Raw genomic sequence first — 22997 nt, 5'->3', positions numbered from 1 at the left:
CGCGGCTCAGCGCGGCCCCGGTGCGGGCTCGACCGTTCGCTTCACGCAAGACAGCTCGGTGCCACGCGAGTCTTCGCTGTCCACGCGCCCCAGATGGATTCGCGTGGCCCCGGTGCACTCGGCCCCGACCAGGCCCTGGCCGCTCTTTCTCGAGCGGAGGACGTCCACGCGGAGGACACCGTCGCCCATGGCCGACAGGGCCGTCCGCGCGCTGTCGCGCACCTCCACGCTCCGGGCATCGAGCGTCGCGAGCGTGTCCGCGACCAACGCGGCCTGACCACAGCGTTCGAGGTCCGCGTCACGCAGCGCCACCCGTGCGTTCTGCGTCGCCAGCACGCAGGCGCCCGAGGCGCCCCGCACCACCACGCCCTCCACGTCCGCGACGACCTGGCGCAGGTGCAGGGCATCACCCGTGATGCCGTCCGACGAGTGCACGCGCGACACGATGGCATCTCGCAGCCGCAGGCGACCTCCCACCGCGAGCACCCCATACTCCTCCGCGGCCTCCACACGCAGCCGCCGCACCTCCACCTGCGAGCCCGTGAGCTGGAGCGCGCCGTGGCTGCCGCTGCCCCGCACCACCACGTCCTGCAACAGCACGTTTCGCGAGGCGACCACGGCGAGCCCCGCGCGCCCGGCGCCCACGGACTGGAAGCCGCGGACCTCGAGCCGAGGTGACTGCACGACGGAGAGCGCGAGCTCGTGGCCCGCCACACTCACCTCCCGCAGCACCAGCGTGCCCTCCACCACCGAGAACGCCGCGCCTGTTCCCGCCTGGGCCGACGAGCGCCGTACCTCGGCGTGGCCGCCATCCATCCCCAGGGCCGACACCGCGCCCGAGACGACCACCTCCTCCAACAAGGCGGAGGCCTGCGCGCCGCGAACGCGCACGGCCCGGCGGAAGGGGCCCGTGAAATGGATGTCCCGGAGGCGCGTGGTCCTCGGTGACACGGGCGCCACCGCGGCCTCCGGCGGGGCCTCCAGAACCACGCCCACGGTCTCCGGAATGCTCGCCTCGAAGCGCGAGGACTCGGCGTCGAATCGGCCGGCGCGGACCTGGACGCCGCCTCGACGCTGCCCGGTGAAGGACACCTTCTCCGCGCGCACCTGCCGGCCACGCGTCACCTCCACCCCCCAGGCCCCCCCTCGGATGGACAGGTTGCGAAGGAGCGTCACGCCCTGCTCGGCAACGAGGGGTTGATCCGCGCCCGAGGCGCTTCGTGATTCCGGGCTCGGCGCGTCGAGGACCGGGGGCAGGACGTTCTGCTCTGATCCCTCGGCTCGCAGCACCACGGCCTCCGGGCCCTCCGCCACCAGCACCGTGGCGGGCCCCTCGCCCTCCAGCCGGACACCCTCGGGCAAGGTGAAGCTCCCCCGGTACTCCCCCGCCGCCAGGTGCACCGTCACCACCCCTGGCCGCCCCAGGGCCTCGGCCAGGGACGACCACGGTCTCTCGCGCGTGCCGTCCCCTGGCCCCGGGGTCGTACCGTCCACCCAGAGCTCCGTCCGCCCGGACTCCGGCCTGGAGACGACCGCGGGCGCCTGGGCCGAGGGGCCCGGACTCCGGCAGGCGCCCAGCGCCAGGATCACGACGGTCGGAAACGTTTGGAAACGCACGAGAGGCAGCAGCCTACCCCATTCCGGCCCCGCCCCGCCCGGGCGCGATCAGCCACACACGCCAAACGATCGGAATCTCAAAGACTTTCTTCCAATCACGATCAGCCAGAGTGCTTTTGGCGTGTGATTTCCGCGCGGTGTGTCGGTGGCTCCGACGTGGATTCCCCACTCTGTCTACGCCCGGTGTTTCACCGAGCCAACTTTTCGTCCGGAGGCCGATTTTCCGGCCTCGGAACGCGGTCAGCATTGACAGGGAAAAGAACGATTTGTTACCACCGGTTGGCTTTCGCGCATTCAAGGCCAGACAACGCAGGACGGAGGGGCGTAATGACCAAGGCAGAGCTCGTCGAGGTGGTGGCGGCGCAGACACGTCTCACCAAGAAGTCGGCGGCGCAGATCCTCGACATCGTCTTCACGAACATCGGCAAGGCCGTGAAGAAGGATGCGCGCTTCAGCTACCCCGGCTTCGGCACGTGGTCCGTGCGCTCCCGCAAGGCGCGCAAGATCCGCAACCCCCAGACGAACGAGATGATGAAGCTCAAGGCGTCGAAGACCATCGGCTTCCGCCCGGCCAAGGAGCTCAAGAACTCGCTGTGAGCTGACGCCACCCCGGTCCAGCCCGCGGAGTCCCCGGGACTCGCGCTGGGCCGGGCTCCTCCTCAGGGGCGCTACCTTCGTGGGTGGCGCCCCTGATGCGTTGCGGGCCTCAAGAGCCCGTCGCGCCGCGGGCCACGGGCGGCGCGCGAGGGTGCTCGTCACCGGCGTCCTCGAGCGCGTCCAGCGGGTCCACCACCTCGCCGTCCTTCCACAGCTCGAAGTGCAGGTGCACGCCCGTGGCCAGCCCCGTCTCGCCCGCGAGCCCCACCGCGTGGCCCGGGTCCAGTATCTCGCCGGGCTCCACCAGCACGCGGGACAGGTGGCTGTAGCGGGTGAGCCAGCGTCCCTCGTGCTGGACCTCCACCTGGAGGCCATGGTCGCCGTTCCAGCCCGCTCGCAGCACCACGCCCTTCGCCGCGGTGTAGATGATCTGCCCCTGCTTCGCCGCCAGGTCCACGCCGAGGTGACGGCGCTGCTCGCCCCGGATGGGGTGCCAGCGCTGACCGAAGACGCTGGTGATGGTGACCGGGTCCACGGGCCAGGCCAGCCGGGGCAGGCCGTCCGCGTTCTCCGGGTGCTCGAGCCGGCGCAGCTCCGCCATGCGGACCGCGAGCCGTCCCACCCTCAGCACCACCGCCTCGGCGAGCGCACCCGGCATGTCGCCGTACGTCCTGCCGTCCTGCTCCAGCTCGGTCTCCAGGACGCTTCGGGCCTTCGCCACGTCGCGGGCGTCCGTGCGCTCCAGGGCGCGCTCCAGGAAGGCGTCGAGGACGCCGTTCATCACCTCCCAGCCCTGCACCTGTGCCAGCGGCATCGGGCCGCCCCGGGCCACCTTGCGGCGATGGGCGCGGGCCCGCTCCGCGAAGGTGGAGAGGGCGCCCTGCAGCGCCTCGGAGGGCTCCGGCGAGGCCATGCGCGAGAGCGTCCGCGCGGGGGCGGGCTGGGGCTCGCGGGGAGCGACCGGGGCGGGCTCGGTGTCGACGTACTCCGAGGTGTCGTAGACCTCGTCAAAGCTCATCTTCTGCTCCGACCGGGTCGAGGAGCAGGCACAGAGACCGACGAAGGCGAGGAGGGGCAGTCGACGCACGGCCCGGCGAGCGTACCACGCCCCTGCCGCGAGGCATGCCCACCCCGCCCCCCGGTGCAGCAGGCAAGGGAGCTCGGCCGAGGGGCTCCATCCGTTGGCGCCGAGCCCGCATCCGCGTTGCGCCCAGGGCACACCAGAGTCGCCGCGGGCCCTGCCCTGCGGCGCTGCGTCCCGCGGCCACCGCGCGACATGCTCACGGATTGAACGCCCAGGCTGCCCGGCGGCGACTGCCGGCACAGCAAGCGCGGATGCCGTGTCCACGATGACGGCAACCCATCGCATCGAAGTGAAACGAGAGGGGCCTGACCTGAGCACGCGGTGGACGCAGGCAATCGCCTTGTCGATGCCGGTGGCGGACGTGCTCCGCGGTGTCACCCCACGGCACAGCTCGCGCTGCCGGGCACTCACGCGCGACGGCAGCGTGCGACGTACGCACGCCGTGGCCTTGTCTCGAGGCCCGTGGCGGACACCTTCGCAAGGTGCGGCCCTCCACGGTCCAGCTCAAGCCGCCGGGCGCGGCACGCGCGCTACTTCAGCGCGCGACGCACACGCGCCACGGCCTCGTCGATGTCCGCGGCGGACACATCCAGGTGCGTCACCAGGCGCACCGTGTGGGGGCCGCCCGCGGGGTTCGTCAACACACCTTGGGTGCTCAGCAGCGGCACCATCTCCCGGGCCGGACGCGCGAACTCGGCGAAGACCATGTTCGTCTCCACCCGCTTCACGTCCACCTTCACGCCCGGCACCTCCGCGAGCCCCGCCGCGAGGCGACGCGCGTTCGCGTGGTCCTCCGCGAGCCGCTCCACGTGATGCTCCAACGCGTACAGCGCCGCGGCCGCGAGGATGCCCGCCTGACGCATGCCTCCGCCCAACCGCTTGCGAAGCCGGCGCGCCTCGCGGATGAGGTCCGCGCGTCCCACCAACGCCGAGCCCACCGGCGCTCCCAACCCCTTCGAGAAGCACACCGCCGTCGTGTCCGTCAGCTTCGCCCACGACGACGCGGGGACTCCCGCCGCCACCTCCGCGTTGAACAACCGCGCGCCATCCAGGTGCACCGCCAGCCCCGCGTCACGCGCCACCTTCACCACCTGGGCGAAGCGCTCCACGGACCACACCGCGCCACCGCCCCGGTTGTGCGTGTTCTCCAGCGACAACAACCGCGTGCGCGGATTGTGGATGTTCTCCTCGCGCACCGCCGCCGCCACCACCTCCGGCGACAACACACCCCACTCGCCCGGCAAAGGCTGCGGCTGTACGCCCCACAGCGCCGGAACCGCGCCGCCCTCGTAGTGCAGGATGTGACTGCCCGCCTCGGTCAGCACCTCGTCCCCCTGCCGGCAGTGCGCGCCGATGGCCAGCTGGTTGGCCTGCGTGCCGGAGGGCACGAACAGCGCCGCCTCCAGCCCGAGCCGCTCGGCCACCTTCGCCTCCAGGCGCAGCACCGTGGGGTCCTCGCCATAGACGTCGTCGCCGACCTCCGCCTCGGCGATGGCTCGCCGCATCGCCGCGGTGGGCTTCGTGACGGTGTCGGAGCGAAAGTCGATGGGCTTCATGGTTCTCCCGAGAGTGGACACAGCCGGTGCTTGGGGACCCGGCAAGGGTGACATACAACGGCCGCGTGCCCGGACGTGAGACAGCGGCGGCGAAGCGCGAGCGCGCGGTGAAGGTCATGGAGCGACTGGAAGCCTCCATGCCCGACGCGCGCATCGAACTGGACTACCAATCCCCCCTGCAGTTGCTCGTGGCGGTGATGCTGTCCGCCCAATGCACCGACAAGCGCGTCAACATGGTGACGCCCGCCCTCTTCCAACACTTCCCCGACACCCAGGCGTACGCCCAGGCCAAACCGACCGACGTGGAGCCGTTCATCCGCACCTGCGGCCTGTACCGCGCCAAGGCGAAGAACATCGTCGCGGCGGCGAAAATCCTCGCCGAGAAACACGGCGGCAAGGTGCCACTCGAGCGTGACACGCTGGCGGAGCTCCCCGGCGTGGGCCGCAAGACGGCGGGCGTGGTGTGCATCCACCTGGGCGGCGACAACGCCTTCCCCGTGGACACGCACGTCAAGCGGCTCGCGTACCGGCTCGGCTTCACCCTCCAGGAGGACCCCGACAAGGTGGAGGCCGACATGCAGGCCGTCCTGCCCCCGGAGCGCTGGATGATGGGTCACCAGCTCCTGGTGTGGCACGGACGACGCACGTGCTTCGCCCGCTCGCCCGAGTGCGCCCGCTGCGTCGTGGCGGAGCTGTGCCCGAAGAAGGGCGTCGATGCGCGTGAGGCGGGGCCGGAGAAGTCCCCGGCCCCGGCTCGCGTGAAGAAGACGGCTACCGCGAAGCGCCCAGCTCGTTCTCGCGCGAAGCCTTGAGGCGCTTCATCCGCTTGCGGATGAACTCGCGCTTCAGCGTGGAGACGTGGTCCACGAACACCGTGCCGTTCAGGTGGTCCGTCTCGTGCTGCACGGCGATGGCGAGCAGCTCGTCACAGCGCAGCGTCTGCTCGTTGCCGTCCACGTCCAGGTACTTCACCGTGACGACGGCGGCGCGGTCCACGTCCTCCGACTCACCGGGGATGGAGAGGCAACCCTCGGTGTAGGTCGTCTCGCCCTCCAGGGTGATGATTTCGGGGTTGATCATCGCCAGGGGCTTGGACTCGGGCTGGCGGGGCGTGGTGTCCAGGACGATGACGCGCTGGAGCACGCCCACCTGCGGCGCGGCGAGCCCCACGCCATCGGCGGCGTACATCGTCTCGAACATGTCCTTCACCAGCGCGCGGACGGAGTCGTCCACCTTCGTCACCGGCTTGGCCTTCTGCTTCAGGATGGGGTCGGGCCAGATGAGGATTTCACGAACCATGCGGGCCGTCTTAACGCCCCCCGCGCGGACGGGCAACCCCGCCCCGGCCGCCGCCCGCCCTCCCTTCGCGCAGGACGTCCACCCCACGTCAGTCGAGCAGGCTCCGTGCATACTCGGCGCGCAGTCGGTCATCCCCCAGGGCCTGGGCCGCCTCGGACAACACGCTGCGAATCTGCTGCGCGCGGTGCTGGAGGGCCGGGTCCGGATGACCCGCGAAGCGCAGGGGGTGGAACTCGGCGGTGAGCAGTTCGTAGGCCCGCTTGACCTCCTCGCCGCCCGCCGTGCGCGCCAGCCCCAGCACGGTGAAGTAGTCCGCGTCTTGAATCTCCTCGAACTTCGACTCCAGCCGGCGCACGTCAAGCTCGGGAGGCAGCTCGTCGGAGTCCTCGGTGCTCGCGGGCTGGAGGGTGATGAGGCCCAGCGTCCTCGCCACGGAGAGGGCCTTCAGCGCCGAGTCCTGGGGCAGCCCCGCCCCGAGCAGCAGCGCCTCCAGCGTGTGCTCGCCGTCCACCTGGGAGAGCAGCTGCAGGTCCCTGGCGGGCAGGCCGAAGTCGTCGGGCGCGAGGTGCAGGTCGCCACGGGTGACGCGGGCGCGCAGGCTGCCGGCGGCCTCGAGCAGGGACTCGGCGGTCAGCGTGTTGCGCAGGGACTCGGCCAGGAGGAACAGGGGCGGCCGGGTGGCGGCGGCGAGCGCCACCTCGTGCGGCACCGGCTCCTGGACCAGTCGGTACAGCGTGGAGGGCTCGGAGAGGGCGTCGAGGAAGACCTGCTCCGTGTAGCGCTGGACCAGGGGCACGGACTCGGACTCGCGCAGATAGCCGCGTCCCCGGAGCGCGTCGAGCAGCGCGCCGGTGGTGGCGCTGCGCACCAGCCGCAGCTCGCCTTCCTGCCTCGCGTCGATGAGGCCATCCGCGCGGGCGCGGTCGATGAGCGACTCACCGGGAGCCGATGAGACGGCGCCCACGAGCAGGCCGTCTCGCAGCCACAGCACGCGCAGCGCGTTCATCACCTTCAGCTCCAGGCGCACCTCCATGCGCGCCTCGCAGAGCCGGAGCACCAGTCGGGCGAGACCTTCCTGTGTGACGCTGCCGCTGCGCGAGACCGCGAGCTCCGGACGTCCTGGAGGTGCCTCCAGGGGGAGCAGCGCCGCTCGGGCCTGCGCGGCGGCCTCCTCGGCCTCGCGACGACCCCGCTCCTCGAGCTCCAGTCGCTCCTGCTCGGCGCGGACACGCTCCTCCGCGGAGTCCTTCTCCAGGCGGGCCTTCTCCTCGCGCAGCGCCTCCAGGGCCGCGCGGGCCTCCTCGTGCTCCGTGCGCAGGCGCGCGAGCTCCGCATCCGTCTGCTCGAGCTGTCCCTGAAGCTGGGTGGCGCGGGCCTCGGCGGCGCTCAACGCCTGGGCCTGTTCCTCGATGCGCGTCTCCACGGCGGCGCGCTGACGGGCTTCCGCCTCCAGGCGCACTTCCAGGGCGGTGCGGTGACGGCCCTCCGTCTTGGCTCGAGCCTCCGCGTCGACCAGGGCCTGCTCCGCCTTTCGGGCGCGGGCCTCGGCGTCCGCGCGGACCTCGGCCTCGGCGGCGGCTCGCGCGTCCGCCTCCGCTCGCTGACGGGCCTCTGCTTCCGCTCGCGTCTCCGCGACGACTCGCTGCTTCGCGTCCGTGTCCGCTCGGGCCTCGGCATCGGCGCGCTGACGGGCCTCCGACTCGGCGAGCGCCTGGGCCTGCTTCGTCTCGGATTCGGTTTCCTCGCGCCGCTTCGCCTCGGCTTCGATTCGGGCCTCGGCCTCCTCGCGCAGCTCCACCTCGAACGCGGCCTCGGCTTCGGCGTCCTCGCGCCGCTTCACCTCGGCTTCGATTCGGGCCTCGAGTTCCGCGCGCTGTCTTGCCTCGGCCTCCGCCCTCGCTTCGGCTTCCTGGCGCTGCTTCGCTTCGGACTCGGCTCGCGCCTCCGCGTCCTTGCGCTGCGACTCCTCAATCTCCGCACGGGCCTCGGCTTCCTTGCGCTGCTTCTCCTCGGCCTTGGCGCGAGCCTCGAGTTCCTTGCGCTGCGACTCCTCAATCTCCGCGCGGGCCTCGGCCTCCTTGCGCTGATTCTCCTCGGCCTTGGCGCGAGCCTCGAGTTCCTTGCGCCGTGATTCCTCGGCCTTGGCGCGGGCTTCGAGGTCCTTGCGCTGCTTCTCCTCGGCCTTGGCTCGGGCCTCGAGTTCCTTGCGCTGCTTCTCCTCGGCCTTGGCGCGCGCTTCGAGGTCCTTGCGCTGTTTCTCCTCGGCCTTGGCTCGGGCTTCGAGCTCCTTGCGCTGTTTCTCCTCGGCCTTGGCTCGGGCTTCGAGGTCCTTGCGCTGCTTCGCTTCGGATTCGGCTCTCGCTTCCGCCTCTTCGCGGCGCTTCGCTTCGGATTCGGCTCTCGCTTCCGCCTCTTCGCGGCGCTTGGCTTCAGCCTCGGCGCGTGCGGTGGCTTCCTCTCGCTGCTTCTCCTCGAGCTCCGCTCGCGCCTCGGCCTCCTCGCGCGCCTTGGCTTCCGCTTCCGCTCGGGCTTCGGCCTCTTCACGAAGCTTCGTCTCGGCCTCGACCTTCGCTTCGGCTTCGGCGCGAGCCTGCTCCTGGGCTTCGGCCCGGGCTTCCGCCTCTTCGCGCGACTGGGCCTCCTGCGCGAAGCGCTCTCGTGCCTCGGACGAGGCTTGGGTCTCCAGTTGCGTGAGCGCCTGGACCTCGGCCCTGGCGCGCGCCTCCGCCTCCTGGCGCGCCTTGGCTTCCGCTTCCGCTCGCGCCTCGGCTTCGCTCCTCGCTCGCGACTCCAGCTCCGCCTGGGCTTCCGCTTCCGCGCGAGCCCTCGACTCCGCCCTCGCTCGAGAGTCCGATTCGAGCCGGGCCGCATCCGCGACCTCCGCCCGGGCCTCGGCCTCTGCTCGGGCCAGGGCCTCCGCGCCCGCCCTCGCCTCCGCTTCGACGAGCGCCACTTCCGCGGACTTCACTCGTGCCTCGAGCGCCTGTCTCGCACGGACCTCCGCCTCGGCTCGCGCCTCCGCGTCGACACGGCCCGCGGCCTCGTCCTCGAGGCGGAGCTCGACCTCCTTCATCGCCTGCGCCGACGCGGCCTCTCGCGTTTCAGACTCCGCGAGCTTCGCCTCCAGCTCCACGAGCCGGGCCTGCGCCTCCGCCCGGGCGAGCGACTCACGGTCGGCGCGCTCCTGCGCATCATCCCGGGCGATGAGCGCCTCGCGGACCTCCGCCTCCGCGCGCGCCAGGGACTCGGCCGACTGCTTCGCCTGCTCGCGCGCCTCCGACGTCGAGGTCTCCAACAACGCGCGCAGCTCGATGAAGTCCTGCTCTCGCGACTCGATGCGTCCGAGCGTCGCCTTCGCGGCCTCGTCCACGGAGGCCCGCGCGCGCGCCTCGGCTTCCGCGAGCGCCTCCGCCTCCACCAGTCGCGCCTGGAGCTTCGCGAGCTCCGTGCGCAGGGTCTCCGCCTCCGAGCCACTGCGCACACCCTGCTCGGACTCACGCTGGCGAAGCAGCTCCAGCTCGGCCTCGAGCTCCCGCCGCGCACGAGCCTCCCGCGCGAGCGCCGCCGCGTTCTCGTCTTCTCTCGCTCGGGCTTCCTGGAACTGCTGGTCCACCTCCGCCAGCAACGTCGCGTCGCCAGAGCGCTCCTCCTCGAGGACCTCGAGCCGCGTCTGGAGCGATTGGAGCTGCTCCGTCTGTCGGTCTCGCGCGGTCTCCGCGTCCACGCGCAGCGCGGCTTCGCGGTCCAGGATGGTGCGCAGGGACTCGCTCAGCTCGCGGGCCTCCTGGGCCTGTCGCCCGGTCTCCTGGCGAAGCGCGCGCTCCTCATCCAACGCGGCCTTCAGCGCGTGGACCCGCTCGTGCGCTTCCTCCAACTGGCGCTCGAACTCCTCCCAGCGCGCGCGCAGGGTCGGGTCGTCCACGGTGCTCGCCGACACCGCGTCCGCGGTCTGCTCCGGCGCGGTTCCGACGGAGGGCTCATTCGGCCCGGGCTCGTCGGGAGAGGCGGTCCTCGCGGTCTCATCCGGAGACTCCGTGTCGGCGTCGAACCACCCTTCGCTCGCGGAGGGCAGCGTCGAAGCAGGCAGCTCGGGCTCCGCGTCGAACCAACCGGAGGAGGCCTCGGGCTCTTCGGGAGACGCGACGGCTCGCGCGTCCGCATCCGCTCCCGACGCGGTGGGGTCGGAGGGCTCGACCGTGTCAGCCCAGCCCGCGGCGACGTCCGCCATCGAGGTGTCGGCGTTGGCTCCCGCCGTCCCCCAGCTCACCGCCACGCCGGATGCCGAGGCGTCCGCCCTGGCGCTGGTCCAATCGTCGTCGTCCCCCGGCTCCGACTCTCCGAGGGCAGAGGGTGGAGTCGTGGACTCGGCCGACTCCGGTGCATCACCGGAGGGCTCCGGATGCGCTGCTTCCGTCGTGCCCTCTCGAGTGTCGAGGGCGGGCGCCTCGAGGTCGCTGCCGCTCGAGGCCGTGACCTCCGGAGGCGACTGCTTCTCGTCGGACTCGGAGTCGAACCAGTCCTCGCCCACCTGGCGGTTGTTGGCGGACTCGGGGGGCGTGCTCGCGGGGTCTTCGTCCTCGGCTCGGACCTTGGCTTGGAGCTCGGCCTCCAACACGTCCCAGGGCGAGGCAGGCAAGGCCTCTTCTTCTTCGCCTGTCGCTTCGGCGGAGGACTCGGTTGAAGGTGCATCCGCGCTCGCGTCGATGTGCGCGGGCAGGGTCGGTTCATCCGACGTCGTGAAGCCCTTCGCGGCGTTCTCGACCTCGGGGTCGGGCGGAAGCTCGGTCCAGGCAGACGCGTCGACCGGCTCGGGTACGCGTTGCTCGGCATCACGCATCGCGGCCAGCTCCGCCTCGGCCGCCGAGAGCGCATCGCCTTGTGGCGCGGGAGCGTCGACGTCGAAGAAGCCTTCCTCACCGAGCTGCGGCGACTGGGTCTCGGGCCGAGTGGCGGCGGAGACGGGCTCCTCCGTCCAGGCGAGCTTGCCCACCGGCAACGGGGCTTCGTCCCCCGCCGAGGACGCGGCGGACCACTCCGCGGAGACGGCCCCCGTGTCGGAACCACTCACGCCATACAGCACGGTCGCTGGACCGCCTGAGGCGCCACTCGTGCTCCCGGCGTCTGACGCGGGAGGCCCGAAGCCAGCCGAGAACGTGTCGTCTCCCGCTCCCTCCACCATCGCGTCGGGGCCCGGAGCCACTGCGTACCCCGTGTCGGTTCCCTCCGCGGGAAGCGCATCCGCGCCGTCGGACAGTTGCGCGTCAGCGGGTGACGTCGTGGCCGCCGTGAAGCGGGCCTCCGCGGACTGGGGCGACGTGGCCTCGAACGCCCCCTGTTCCGTGGGCTCGCTCGTCCACTCGTCGCCGATGGACGCGTCGTCAGCGCCCTCGCCCAGGAGGTCGCCGCGCTCGTCGGTGACGGCTCCCGTCCACGGCGCGTCGCCGTACACGCGGGTGTCTCTTCCGACACGAGCCACGCCTGGTGGTGTTCCCCATGCATCGGCGCCGTAGTCATCCGACGCATCTCCCTGCTCGGGAGCGACACCTGTCCAATCCGTGCCGTCGTTCGTGCTCACGGAGTCCAGGCCGGGTGTGGTGCCGTGCTCCGGAGTCCCCTCCGTCATTCCATCGCCACCGTAGGCGTCCGCGCCCGAAGGCGTGCCCTGTTCCGCCGCGTCGTCGAACCAGGTCTGTGGACCGTGGGCTGCTTCCGGATTCGAAGCGGGGGCCGTTTCCTGCTCGGTCCATTCAGCGTTCTCCGTCGCCGGAGCCTCGCCCTCCCACGACGGTGCATCCGCCTGGGGCCCCGCGGCGCCATCGCCCGGAAACGCGGACTCGCCCTCGCCCCGGAACACCTCGTCCGCGGGCAGCGCGCTCTCGTCGAACGCGCCCTCCCCCGCCACCGCCGCGCCCCAGTCCTCGCCGCCTCCCGCCAACGCGGTCTGCGCCGAGGCCAGCACCGCGGCCTCCTCCTCCTGCTGAACCTTCTCCAGCGTCGACTGCACGTCGAGCGGCGCGCGCCGAGCCTGCTCCTCGTGCTCGCTGCGCTCCTCGCGCGTCATCGCCGCCAGCTCCCAGTCCGTCTGGTGCAGCGGCGCCAGGTCGCCGAACAGCGCGTTCGCCAGCGTCGGGTCCCCACCCACCGCGGACCCGGGCGCCGTGGCGTGCCACGTCTCCGCGTCCTCCGCCCCCTTCGCCTCGGGCATCCCCGGCAGGCTCCGGTTCTCCAGCACATGCCACGCGTCCGCCGCCGACGGCGCGCGGATGAGCGAGTCCACCAGCTCCACGAAGCTCGTCCCATCCAACGGCAGTGGCGCCACCGGCGCGCTGAACCCCGCGATGGGCTCGCCCAACAACAGCACCCGGGCAACCTTGCCGTCCGGATGCTGGAGCAGCTCCTCCAGCACCAGCCGACCCCGGCCGCTCTCCACGCCAGGAGCCAGCACGATGAGCGCCGGCAGGTGATGCCCGTAGGCGATGAGCGCATCCGCGGCGGAGGTCGCGAGGATGACCTCGTGCCCCTCACGGGTGAGCAGACGCCGCACTGCGGCGATGGTGGCGATGTCGTCGTGGACGAGGAGGACCGGTGCGCCCATGGGGGGGCACCGAGTCTACAGCATGGCCCCCGGATCCACGTCGAGGACGACCTTCACCGCGGAAGGAACGTCGGCCAGGGCCGTCTCCACCCTGGCGAGCAGCGGGGCGAGCGCCACATGTGTCGGCCCCTTCAAGAGCAGCTGCCAGCGCGTCTTCCCCCGGATTCTGGCGATGGGCGCCACCGCCGGCCCCAACAGCCGCACCCCCGCCGACGCCGGGGGCATGTTCCGGGAGACGAGGTTGCCCAGGTGCCGGGCCACGCTGGCCACCTGCTCCGGGTGCTCCCCCTCCAGTCGAATCGAGGCCATGCGCGCGAAGGGCGGGTACGCCAACGCCTTGCGCCACTCCAGCTCCTGCTGGGCGAACCCGTCGAAGTCGTGCGCCAGCACCCGCTTCACCGGCTCCGCGTCCGGGTTGTAGGTCTGCACCAGCACCCGCCCCGGGTCCTTGCCCCGCCCCGCCCGCCCCGCCACCTGGGTCAACAGGTGGAAGGTCCGCTCGGCGGCTCGGAAATCGGGAATGGCCAGGGACGTGTCCGCCATGACGACACACACCAGCGTCACGCCCGGGAAGTCGTGCCCCTTGGCCACCATCTGCGTGCCCACCAGCACGTCCAGCTCCCGGCGGGCGAACGAGGCCAGCAGCTCCGTCAGCCGCTCCGCGCTGGTGGCCGAGTCCCGGTCCAGCCGCGCCACCCGCGCGTTCGGGATGCGCTCGACGACCTCCGCCTCCACCCGCTCCGTGCCGATGCCCAGCTTCAGGATGGGGCCCGTGCACTCCAGGCACCGCTCGGGCACGGGCATCGTCAGCCCGCAGTAGTGGCACACCACCCGGTTCTGCGAGCGGTGGTGCGTCAGGCACACGTCGCACGAGGTGCACTTGAGCGACAGGCCGCACACCTCGCACAGGAGCACCGTGCTGTGGCCCCGGCGGTTCAGGAACAGGATGACCTGCTGGCCCTTGGCGAGCGTCTCCTCCATGGCCTGCAGCAGCGGCGGGCTCAGGATGGGCGCCTCCTCCGTCACGATGCCCTCGCGGGGGCGCTCCTGACGCAGGTCCACCAGCTCGATGGAGGGCATGGGCCGGTCATCCACCCGCCGCTTCAGCTCGAGCAGCCGATAGCGCCCCTTCTTGACGTTCTCCAGCGTCTCCAGCGCCGGCGTGGCCGAGCCCAGCACCACCACCGCGCTGGCCTGCTTGCCGCGCACGACGGCCAAATCACGCGCCTGGTAGCGCAGGCTGTCGTCCTGCTTGAAGGACGGGTCGTGCTCCTCGTCCACGACGATGAGCCCCAGGTTCTCCACCGGGGCGAACACCGCCGAGCGCACGCCCACCGCGATCTTCACCTCGCCCCGACGCAGGGCCTGCCAGTGGAACAGCCGCTCGCGGTCCTTCAGCGCCGAGTGCAGCACCGCCACCTCCGCGCCGAAGCGGCTGCGGAAGCGGCCCACCAGCTGCGGCGTCAGGGCAATCTCCGGCACGAGGATGAGGCTGCTCTTGCCCAGGGACAGCGCGTGCTCGGCCGCGCGCAGGTACACCTCCGTCTTGCCGCTGCCCGTCACGCCGTGCAGGAGGAAGGGCTGGAACGCGCCCGCGTCCAGGGCGCCGCGCAGCTGCTCACCGGCGGCGGCCTGTTCGGGGGTGAGGCGGTCGGGGCGGCCCTGAATCAGCCCCTCCTTCACGCCCGCCTCCAGCTTCTTCTCCTCGATGCGCACGAGGCCCTTGGTGGCCAGGCTCTTGAGGTGCGCTCTCGCGCCGGGAATCGCGTGGCTCACCTCCTCCAGCGGGGCGCTGCCGCCCACGGCCAAGAGGTACGCGAGCGCGGCGGACTGGGCATGCGCGCGCGCGAGCGCCGCGGGCACCTCGTTGACGAGCGCCACCGCGAACTGCTGCACATCTGGCTGGGCCTCCTTGCCGTCCACGGGCTTGGACAACCCCGGGGGCAGCGCGCCGCGGATGACCTCGCCCAGGGGGTAGCGGTAGTGCTCGGCCGCGAAGCGCAGGAGCGCGATGAGGTCCTTGGGCAGTGACGGCGAGTCCTCCAGCACGCGCTGGATGGGCTTGAGCCGGACCTTCTCGCCCAGCGTCACGGTGGAGGGGCCCAGGTAGAAGCCGAGCGCGGTGCCTCGGCCGAAGGGCACGAGCACGCGCTGCCCCGGGGCCAGGTTCCCCAGGAGGGCCTCCGGCACGGAGTAGGTGAATTCACCCCGGACGGGGCGGGCCACGGCGACGGAGGCCAGGACGGGAGGGTGCTCGCTCACTGCGAACGCCACTGTAGCGGCCTGTTCCGGTTGGGACAGTTCCCGGCGACGTCTCGCACCCAAGGTACGCAGCGGGATGGAACCCCTGGTGGAGGCCTCCTCCGCGTCGTCCGCCGTCGGCTCGTCCCACAACGGTCGCTGTTCCATGGCGCTCCCTTCGACCCACCGCCCCTGCCCCGTCCGTCCTGCTACCGGGGTCCACAGTGCCAGGGCTGTCTGACATGGGCGTCCCGAGGGACGTGGGCCGTCCGGCGCCAGCGCGTGCTCGCCCACCACCCGTCCGGGCGTGCGAGCCGTCCGACTCCGGCACGCGGACCTCAGCGCCGACCGAGCCGAGGCACCAGTCGCCGCAGTCCCTCCAGTGGCCGGCGCAGATAGGCGCGCTGGGCTTGCACCACGACCTGGATTTCGGTCCCGCGTCCCTCGCCGCTGATGATGTCGAGCCGGCCGCCGACCTTCTCGGCGCGCTCGCGCATGCCGCGCAAGCCCCAGTGCCCGGCGCGTCCGCCCCGCTCCAGCGTGGCCACGTCGATGCCTCGGCCGTCGTCACGCACGCACAGCCGCAGCTCGGGGTGCTCGAACAGCAGGCTCACCTCGACCTCGCGCGCCTGGGAGTGCACGAACGCGTTGCCGATGGCCTCGCGGCCGATGCGATAGAGCTCGTCCGCGACCAGGGGCTCCAGCGTGCGCGCCTCGCCCCGCACCACCATGCGCAGCCGGGGCCCCTCCCGCTCGTCGAGCTCCCGCGCCAGGGACGTGAAGGCCTCGGCCAGGTCGTCCTTGCTCGCGGAGGTGTCCCGCAGGGAGCTCACCCGGTCCCGGCCCTCCGTCAGCACGGAGTCCGCGCGGTCCAACGCGGACTCGAGCCCGAGCCGCGCATCCCCCGCTGGAAGACTCGACGTCACCACGTGCACGTTGAGCACGAGCCCCTGGATGCCCTGCAGCAGGGTGTCGTGCAGCTCCCGGGCGATGCGCTCGCGCTCCGCGTGGCGCTCCTCCAGGCGCAACCGCAAGCGCTGCGTCACGCGCCACATCCGCAGCGCGTACAGCAGCCACAGGAGCCCCGCGCCTCCGACGACACACAGCACCGCGAACGCGCGCGTCTGGAAGAAGGTCGGCGCGATGTCGACCTCGAGCGACGCGCCCTGCTCGTTCCAGACGCCGTCCTCGTTGGCCGCCATCACCTGGAAGCGATAATGGCCCGGCCCCAGGTTGGTGTACGTCGCCTCGCGCCGGGCGCCCGCGTCCTTCCAGCCGTCATCCACGCCTTCGAGCCGGTAGCGGAAGGTGACCCGCTCCGGCATCCCCAGGCTCAGCGCCGTGTAGGCGATGCGCAGCTCGCGCGTGCGCGGCGGGAGCGCCAGTCGCGCGGTGCCCGCGTACGACGTCTCGCCGGAGGACACGGAGCGAATCATGACCGGCGGGGGCAAGGCGTTGCGCTCGATGCGGCGCGGGTCCATCCAGCCCAGGCCGTTGACGGCGGCGAACCAGAGCCGACCGTCTGCTCCCCGCACCAGCGTGGGCAACGGGCGGATCTGCTGCGCGCCGCCGGGCATGCCGTCGTTCATGTCGAAGCGCTCGACGGGCATCACGAAGTCCGGCTCCGCCAGCGCGCGGCGCAGGTCCTCCGCGGCGATGCGCGCGCCACCCGCCTGGCCGTTGAGCCACAGTGCTCCGTCGTCCGTCTTCACCAGGCCGGTGAGGCCCGTCAGCACCTCGGCCTGCGTCGCCTTCAGCATCCGGAAGCGCGCGCCGTCGAACGCGGCCAGCCCCAGCGCGCCGCCCACCAGCGTGGTCTCTCCAGGGAGGATGGCCGTCACCGTGCCGGTGCGCAGGCCCTGTGCCTCGGTGAAGGAGCGCACGTGCGCGCCCTCGAGGATGACGACCTGGTTGGAGCTGTAGCCGAACCACAGGCGGCCCTGGTCATCCAGCACCGCGCGCGCGGGCGGCAGGTCCGGCAGCGCGGCGAGGCCCCCCTTCGGCGTCCAGGTCTCCCCATCCAGCCGGTACACCGTCGAGGCGCGGAATGAGACCCACAGCCGGCCCTCGGCGTCGCGCACGATGGCCTGGATGCGCTGTTCCTCTTCCTGCTCGGGGCGGGAGAGGGTCTCCACGTGGCCGGTCTCCGGGTCGAAGCGCCAGAAGCCCGACGAGCCGCCCAGGAGCAGGCGCCCGTCCGAGTCCAGCAAGGTGGCGGTCATCTCCCCTTCGATGCCGGGCACGCGGACCGGGGATGCCTCCAACCGCCACCAGAAGTCGGTGTTGCGCACCCGCATGGCGGAGCCCGACCACACGCGGCCCTGACGGTCCGCCACGAGCGCGAAGTAGCTCGTATGCGTGGGGAAGCGCAGGGTGGCGACGTCATTGCGCCGGAAGCGGTCCACGCCGAGCTGGGTGCCGACCCAGACGTTGCCCTCGCGGTCCCGGAACAGCGTCATGGCCGCGTCCGACGAGAGCCCCTCGCGAGCGCCGAAGACATCGGTCGCCTCGGTGCGCCGGACGAACCGCCCCCCTTCGAAGGGCTTCGCGACCCGGCAGATACCGCCTTGCGGACACCCGACGAGCCAGTTGGAGCCATCCCGGTCGAAGACGGAAATCACCGCGTGGCTGCTCCACGCCTCGGCTGGGACGTGGGCCGAGGGCGCTGGAAAGCCAGGTCCTCGCAGGGGGCTGGCGCCGCGCTCGTCGTACCGCCAGAAGCTCCCATCGTGGCCCAGGACCAGGGAATGCAAGGTGGGGCCGTCGTGCTCCACGCGCTCGAAGCGACGGGTCCCGGGTCGCAGCACGTACACGCCGCTCGAGCCCACCATCCACAACGCGCCGCTCACGTCCTGGAGGCTATCGGACCATTCATCCTCCGGCAGCCCCCAGCGAGCGTCCGCACGCGACCAGCCGCCCGCCTCGAAGACATGCAGCCCCTGGGGCGTGTGGGCCCAGGCACGCCCGTCGCCGTCCTCGTCGAAGGACTCCACGGGCTTGCCCTCGGGCAGCCCGCCCGGGGCGAAGTGGCGCACCTCGCCGCCCGCCCCGAGGACACTCGCGCCGCCGAAGGAGTAGCCGACCCAGAGGTCTCCGTTGCGAAGGGCGTGAAGCACGCCCACCGAGCGCGACGCGAGGCTCCCCTCGGGCAGCAGGTCGTGGCGCTCGAAGTGGACGCCGTCGAAGCGATACAGCCCCGAGGCCGTCCCCAACCACAGCCAGCCATCGCGCGTCTGCGCCATGGCCCAGACTCCGGCGGGCGCGCCGTCCTTCTGGGTCCACGCCGTGTGATGGAAGTCCTGGAGCGTGGCGTTCCGAGGCGCCTGGGCCCACGCCACCGACGAGGTCAGGACGAGCGCGAGCACGAGCCCACGGAGTCGTCCGCTCCTGTCATCGCATCGCGCCGGCCCGGGGGTGGCCTGGCCCCCGTCACACCCTGGTCGAACACCCATCGGGTCGCACCATAGAACGAGTCCCCACCCCGGCCAGGGCCCACGTGACGCGAGGGCTCCGACGTGAAGCCGGTCGGTTCGCCCGCGACCTGGCTGGCACGAAGGCGAGCGTGTCACCAGGTGCTCGGCGGAGGCCCTGGGTGGTGAGGCTCGCTCCAGGAATGGCGCACCGCGGAGGCGCCTGACTTCAGAGCAGGCGGACGGCACGAGCGGGATGACGGACCCGCGCAGGGTGAGCCCGGGCTACAGTCCCTGACGCATGAGCGTGGGCATCGAGAGCCTGGGGCCGGAGCTGTTGGGACAGGTGGGCCCGATGTGCGCGCGTGCCTTCGATGACTACCCGTTCCTCGCGGAGCTCTTCCCCGGCCCCTCCGAGCGCCGGGCGCGGGTGTCGGCCGAGTTCTATCGGGCCACCGTGGAGGACTGCCTCGCGCACGGCGTGGTGCATGCCACCGTCGCGGACGGGCAGCTCACGGGCGTGGCGGCGTGGTTGAGTCCGGGCGGCTTCCCCCAGTCACTCGGGCGGCAGGCCATCTTCCTGCCCACGGTCTGGGCCGGACTGCGGTACTTCCCAGGGCGCGCGCGGCTGGCCCTCCAGGCGCTGGCGAGGCTGGAGCGATACCACCCGCACACGCCGCCCCACTGGTACCTGGCCACCATCGCCGTGGACCCGGCGCACCAGGGCAAGGGCGTGGGCGCGCGGTTGATGCGCGCGGGGCTGGCGCTGGCCGAGGAGACCCGCGCGCCGTGCTTCCTCGAGACGGCCAAGGCCTCCAACCGCGACTGGTATCAGGGCTTCGGCTTCGACCTGCAGCGCACCGAGCCCTGCTTCGACGGCGGCCCGCCGCAGTGGTTCATGTGGCGCCCCGCGCCCGCGCACGAGGCGCCCCGAGCTGACTCCGACGTCGCCCGGCGCACCTCGGGGGCATAGCAGGACGCACCCGCGAGCATCTCGCGCGAGGTGGCGGTCCGCCGACGAGCGACACACCACTGCATGCGCGAAGCACGTCGAGCGAGGGACCTCGCCCGCGCGAGAGGGGGCTCCCGACAAACGCCGCACCGCCACACGCGCGGCACCGGGCTCGACGCGCATCCGTCCACGGCCGTCGGGCCCGATGCGAAGCCGCGCGACAGCACCTCCCGCTCAAAGCCCACGGGACCGCGCTCACGGGCGAGCACGGCCCCGTCGCCGCTCGGCTACGCTCCGGTCACCTTGCGCCACGCGGGGCGGCCGCTGATGCGCTCCCACCACGCGGCCACGTGCTTGTGCTCGGCCAGCAGGGCCTTCTCCTCGTCGAAGGTGAGGAAGAACGTCAGGTCCGGCAGCCACGCCACCTCCGCGAGCGAGAAGCTGTCACCCGCGAGGAACGGCTGCTTCGCCAGCACCGGGTCGAGGATGGCGAACACCTTCGCCACGCCCTGACGCCCCTCGGCCACGCGGGCCTCGTCCACCGGGCCGCCGCCCATGTGCGGCTTGAAGAGCCGCTCCCACGACACCTTGAAGGCCGAGGGAGAGAAGTAGCACTGCTCCACGCTGAGGTACTGCTCCATCAAGCCGTAGGCCTTCGGCGCCGCGGGCGTGAGCGACGGCCCCGGCAGCACGCGGTCCAGGTAGCGGATGATGGCGCGCGACTCGTACAGCATGAAGCCGTCATCGTCCTCGAGCGTCGGGATGACGCCGAACGGATGCCGCGCGAAATGCGCCGGCGACTTGTGCTCGCCCTTCGTCAGGTCGACGAGCACGAGCTCCGCCTCGCGCCCCTTCTCCGCCAGCGTGGCGAGGACCTTGCGCGTACAGGTGCTCAGCGGATGGCCAAAGACCTTCATGTGCGTTCCTCCGTCAGTGGGCCGGCGGACAGCGACCGGACGGGCGTGACTCTTCAACGCGCCACCGGAACGTCGCAAGCGAGTCGCAAGGAACACCCGGCACCGCCCTCGCGCCTCGCCGTGACGCGTCAACGTCTCCGGCGAGGGGAGCGGTGTCTGGCTACGGCGTGAAGAGCTTTTCGGGCACGGTGGCCCGGGTGTCGCCCTTCAGCGCGGTGAAGCGCACGGCGCGCTGGTCTCCACGCCACACCTCGATGGTGCGCGGCATGGCCTCACCCACCGCGGGCGAGTTGTAGTCGAGGAAGCGCACGTCCCAGGCCACCTTCGCCGCGTCCGTGTAGCGCAGCCGCGCGGGGCGGAACGAGTCCTTGTACACCCAGAACTGGGGACGGTTCTCCCCCTGCTCGCCGAGCACGTACGTCACCTCTCCGCTGAAGCGCGCCAGGCCCGTGCGCGTCGTGTCGACGCCCAGCCCCTGCAGGTACTGCTGCACGGACTCCTTGAGCTGCTGCACGGGGCCGCCGCCCGCGGCGAACAGCGGGCACACCTGCGCGACGAGCACCGACAGGGACGCAATCTCGTTGCCCTCCAGCCGGCGACGCCCCGCCACCTGCACCACCGCGGAGCGCGAGTTGCCATCCGGCACGGACGCCTCGAAGCGGCAGCGCCCCGGCATGCGCAGGTACAGCACGCCGTCTCCCTGCACGTCGGGGCGGTCCGTCGCCGCGCCCAGCGCGGCGCCAGCCTCCTTCACCGCGGGACCCAGGAAGCTCAGCGAGCCCTCCACGCGCAGCCCGGACAGCTTGAGCTCGTCGCGCTCGGTCACCATGCGCCGGAGGATGGAGCCCCCGGGCAGCACGTAGGCGAAAGCGGTGAAGGACAGCAGGACTGCGACGAGTGCGACGATGCGCTTCACGGCTTCTCCGTCTTCACGACCTCACGCATGTACTCGAGCAGCCCGCCCCGCAGGTCGGGGCGCTTGAGCGCGTAGGCGATGTTCGCCTTGAGGTACCCCACCTTGTCGCCCGCGTCATAGCGCTGACCCTTGAATTTGTAGCCCAAGAGACCGTGCGACTGCTGCAGCGTGGCCAGACCGTCGGTGAGCTGGATTTCCCCGCCGACCCCGGGAGTCTGCTTCTCCAGGATGGGGAAGATCTCCGGCGGCAGCACATAGCGGCCGATGACGGCGAGGTTGGAGGGAGCGGTGCCCTTCTTGGGCTTCTCCACCACGCGGTCGATGCGGATGACGCCGTCGCCCAGGTCCGTGCCCGCGGCGATGCCGTACATGTGCGTCTCGTCGTCGGGCACTTCCATCAGCGCGATGACGGCCTGGTTGTACTTGCGGAACACGCGGGCGAGCTGGCGGATGCCCGGCTCCTCGGCGTCGATCATGTCATCGCCCAGGAGGACGCCGAAGGGCTCGTCACCGATGGCGCTCTTGGCGCAGAGCACCGCGTGGCCCAGGCCCTTGGGCTCCTTCTGGCGGATGCTGACCACGCGCACCAGGTCCGCGATGGCGCGCAGCTTGTCGGCGTCCGCCGTCTTGCCGCGGGCGCGCAGGGTGGTCTCCAGCTCGAAGCCGATGTCGAAGTGGTCCTCGATGGCGCCCTTGCCGCGGCCATTGATGAGGACGACATCCTCGATGCCGGCGGACACGGCCTCCTCCACGATGTACTGGAGGGTGGGCGTGTCGACGATGGGGAGCATCTCCTTGGGCACCGACTTGGTGGCCGGCAGGAAACGCGTGCCCAGCCCGGCTGCCGGGATGACACACTTGCGGATGAGGGACTCTGCCTTCGGTGTGTTGGCGGACATGAGGGCAGCGAATCTATTGGCGCCCTTCCCCCCCATCAAGCTGGTTAGGATGGCCATCCCATGTCGCTCCGTCCCGTCGTCCTGTTGTTGGCTGTGTGTGTCTCCACCGCCGCTTCCGCCCAGCCCTCCGAGGACCTGAGGGACATCATGAGCGCGCGCGCCTATGGCATGGGGGGCGCGTACCGCGCCCTGGGGTTGGGCACGGAGGCGGTGCTGGGCAACCCCGCCGCCATGGCGCTGTGGCCGGCCTACCGCTTCGAGGGCACGGGCGCGTGGGACACGGCGCTCAAGGAGGGCATGCTCGGCATCTCCGTCATCGACGGGGCCACCAGCAAGCTGGCCATGGGGGTGGACTACCACTGGGTCAGCCTGGGCCGGGGCGGTGCTCGCACCAGCGCGCATCTGAGCTCGCTGGGCGTGGGGTTCCCGCTGACCCCGGGCATCCTGATTGGTGGCGTGGCGCGCTACCTGCGCATGAGCGGCACGGGGCGATATGCCAACTCGGTGACAGTGGACACGGGCGTGCTGATGCGGCTGTCGCAGTCGTTCGTGGCCGGCGTGTCGGGGCACAACCTCATCAACACCGACAACGTGGAGCTGTCGCGCTACTACACGGGCCACATCGGCATCATGTCGGGGATGTTGACGCTGGCCGGTGACGTGCGCGCGGACTTCGAGACGGACGACAAGACGACGCTCACGTACGCGGGTGGGCTGGAGTACCTGATGGGGATGCAGGTGCCGATCCGCGCCGGCTATTCGTATGACGGCTTCACGCGCACGTCGCGGCTGAGCACGGGCCTGGGCTTCATGACGGAGCAGGGCGGCGGGCTGGACATCGCGTACCGGCACGAGCTGGGTGGGGAGAAGAGCCGCATGCTGGCGCTCACCATCCGCCTGCAGGTGAATTGAGG

14 protein-coding genes are annotated in these 22997 nt (G+C 71.6%); 4 read left to right on the top strand and 10 right to left on the bottom strand.

The features are described 5' to 3' along the window. Positions 1-6: 6 nt before the first annotated feature. Positions 7-1494: a hypothetical protein gene (locus K8640_RS07615; RefSeq protein ID WP_223746450.1), complete on the bottom strand. Its 1488-nt coding sequence runs from the start codon at positions 1492-1494 to the stop codon at positions 7-9. Between the two features lie 450 nt (positions 1495-1944). Here K8640_RS07615 and K8640_RS07610 point away from each other — a divergent pair, with 450 nt between their 5' ends. After that, entirely contained in the window at positions 1945-2214 is a 270-nt protein-coding gene (locus tag K8640_RS07610) for an HU family DNA-binding protein (RefSeq protein WP_002635502.1), read from the top strand. A gap of 109 nt (positions 2215-2323) precedes the next feature. Here K8640_RS07610 and K8640_RS07605 read toward each other — a convergent pair whose 3' ends face one another. After that, complete coding sequence (locus K8640_RS07605) at positions 2324-3232, bottom strand: M23 family metallopeptidase (protein ID WP_255652698.1); 909 nt, start codon at positions 3230-3232, stop codon at positions 2324-2326. Between the two features lie 596 nt (positions 3233-3828). Then, a complete protein-coding gene (gene ltaE, locus K8640_RS07600) occupies positions 3829-4854 on the bottom strand; it encodes a low-specificity L-threonine aldolase (protein ID WP_223746448.1) in 1026 nt (341 codons plus the stop codon). A 47-nt stretch (positions 4855-4901) separates the two neighbouring features. Between ltaE and nth the strand changes: the two genes are divergently transcribed. Continuing rightward, the gene (gene nth, locus K8640_RS07595) at positions 4902-5666 is read left to right on the top strand and encodes an endonuclease III (RefSeq protein ID WP_223746447.1); all 765 of its coding nucleotides are present in this window, start codon (positions 4902-4904) and stop codon (positions 5664-5666) included. Here nth and def read toward each other — a convergent pair. From def to K8640_RS07575, 4 genes are all read right to left on the bottom strand, one after another. Continuing rightward, a complete protein-coding gene (gene def / locus K8640_RS07590; protein ID WP_223746446.1) occupies positions 5626-6153 on the bottom strand; it encodes a peptide deformylase in 528 nt (175 codons plus the stop codon). The genes nth and def overlap by 41 nt on opposite strands. An 88-nt stretch (positions 6154-6241) precedes the next feature. Further along, positions 6242-12748 carry a hypothetical protein gene (locus tag K8640_RS07585; protein WP_223746445.1) on the bottom strand — a complete coding sequence of 2169 codons (6507 nt, stop codon included), beginning with the start codon at positions 12746-12748 and terminating at the stop codon, positions 6242-6244. A gap of 15 nt (positions 12749-12763) precedes the next feature. Beyond that, complete coding sequence (gene priA, locus K8640_RS07580) at positions 12764-15157, bottom strand: primosomal protein N' (protein ID WP_223746444.1); 2394 nt, start codon at positions 15155-15157, stop codon at positions 12764-12766. A 170-nt stretch (positions 15158-15327) separates the two neighbouring features. Next, positions 15328-18354, bottom strand: a complete 3027-nt coding sequence (locus K8640_RS07575; RefSeq protein WP_223746443.1) for a sensor histidine kinase — start codon at positions 18352-18354, stop codon at positions 15328-15330. A 346-nt stretch (positions 18355-18700) separates the two neighbouring features. On the opposite strand from K8640_RS07575, the gene K8640_RS07570 reads away from it, so the two are divergent. Continuing rightward, entirely contained in the window at positions 18701-19372 is a 672-nt protein-coding gene (locus K8640_RS07570; RefSeq protein ID WP_223746442.1) for a GNAT family N-acetyltransferase, read from the top strand. A gap of 266 nt (positions 19373-19638) precedes the next feature. Here the strand turns inward: K8640_RS07570 and K8640_RS07565 are convergent, their stop codons facing one another. The 3 genes from K8640_RS07565 to galU form a co-directional block, all read right to left on the bottom strand. After that, complete coding sequence (locus K8640_RS07565) at positions 19639-20268, bottom strand: glutathione S-transferase family protein (protein ID WP_141332251.1); 630 nt, start codon at positions 20266-20268, stop codon at positions 19639-19641. A gap of 160 nt (positions 20269-20428) precedes the next feature. Next, positions 20429-21184, bottom strand: coding sequence for a hypothetical protein (locus K8640_RS07560; protein WP_223746441.1), 756 nt, complete (start codon positions 21182-21184; stop codon positions 20429-20431). Next, positions 21181-22083, bottom strand: a complete 903-nt coding sequence (gene galU, locus K8640_RS07555) for a UTP--glucose-1-phosphate uridylyltransferase GalU (protein WP_223746440.1) — start codon at positions 22081-22083, stop codon at positions 21181-21183. Before galU ends, K8640_RS07560 begins: the two co-directional genes overlap by 4 nt. Positions 22084-22143: 60 nt before the next feature. Here galU and K8640_RS07550 point away from each other — a divergent pair, with 60 nt between their 5' ends. Beyond that, a complete protein-coding gene (locus K8640_RS07550; protein ID WP_223746439.1) occupies positions 22144-22995 on the top strand; it encodes a hypothetical protein in 852 nt (283 codons plus the stop codon). Positions 22996-22997: the final 2 nt, after the last annotated feature.

It is taken from the genome of Myxococcus sp. XM-1-1-1 (genome assembly GCF_020037095.1).
Lineage (GTDB): Bacteria > Myxococcota > Myxococcia > Myxococcales > Myxococcaceae > Myxococcus > Myxococcus fulvus.
The sequence above is the reverse complement of the archived record's forward strand: the minus strand, read 5'-3'. Positions and strand labels throughout refer to the sequence as shown.

What these genes read in the sequence shown, in the direction of transcription:
- priA (WP_223746444.1), bottom strand. Translation starts at nt 15,157, where the DNA reads ATGGAACAGCGACCGTTGTGGGACGAGCCGACGGCGGACGACGCGGAG.
- K8640_RS07550 (WP_223746439.1), top strand. Translation starts at nt 22,144, where the DNA reads ATGTCGCTCCGTCCCGTCGTCCTGTTGTTGGCTGTGTGTGTCTCCACC.
- K8640_RS07585 (WP_223746445.1), bottom strand. Translation starts at nt 12,748, where the DNA reads ATGGGCGCACCGGTCCTCCTCGTCCACGACGACATCGCCACCATCGCC.
- galU (WP_223746440.1), bottom strand. Translation starts at nt 22,083, where the DNA reads ATGTCCGCCAACACACCGAAGGCAGAGTCCCTCATCCGCAAGTGTGTC.
- ltaE (WP_223746448.1), bottom strand. Translation starts at nt 4,854, where the DNA reads ATGAAGCCCATCGACTTTCGCTCCGACACCGTCACGAAGCCCACCGCG.
- K8640_RS07605 (WP_255652698.1), bottom strand. Translation starts at nt 3,232, where the DNA reads ATGAGCTTTGACGAGGTCTACGACACCTCGGAGTACGTCGACACCGAG.
- K8640_RS07565 (WP_141332251.1), bottom strand. Translation starts at nt 20,268, where the DNA reads ATGAAGGTCTTTGGCCATCCGCTGAGCACCTGTACGCGCAAGGTCCTC.
- def (WP_223746446.1), bottom strand. Translation starts at nt 6,153, where the DNA reads ATGGTTCGTGAAATCCTCATCTGGCCCGACCCCATCCTGAAGCAGAAG.
- K8640_RS07570 (WP_223746442.1), top strand. Translation starts at nt 18,701, where the DNA reads ATGAGCGTGGGCATCGAGAGCCTGGGGCCGGAGCTGTTGGGACAGGTG.
- K8640_RS07610 (WP_002635502.1), top strand. Translation starts at nt 1,945, where the DNA reads ATGACCAAGGCAGAGCTCGTCGAGGTGGTGGCGGCGCAGACACGTCTC.